The 267-nt window shown below is 69.3% G+C and carries 1 protein-coding gene; it reads right to left on the reverse strand.

Annotation, left to right across the window (positions count from 1 at the left end; translation table 11 throughout):
- Positions 1-267, reverse strand: a 267-nt coding sequence (locus tag SB771_RS34845) for a HipA N-terminal domain-containing protein (RefSeq protein ID WP_410722020.1), incomplete at both ends; no start/stop codon positions are given.

Here is a 267-nt window from a genome sequence, read left to right on the forward strand (position 1 = left end):
CGTCGATCGATTCGAGGTCCAGCGGCATCTCGCCGGGCGGCAGCAATTGCAGCGCGCCGACGCAGTCACGGCCGATCGACGCGAGCAGTTCGAACGGCGCCGTGGACGCCAGCCGATAACGCTGCGCGATGCGGCGGCGGATCGGCTGACTGTCCGGCAGCAGGTTGTCGAAGTAGTCGGCGACGGTCGCGCCCTGATGCGGCTGGTTGCCCGGCGTGAATGGCAGCGACAGGGACAGCGGCCGACCCTGCGGATCGTCGATCCAGG

This window comes from Burkholderia sp. SIMBA_051, from assembly GCF_046534915.1.
Lineage (GTDB): Bacteria > Pseudomonadota > Gammaproteobacteria > Burkholderiales > Burkholderiaceae > Burkholderia > Burkholderia ambifaria.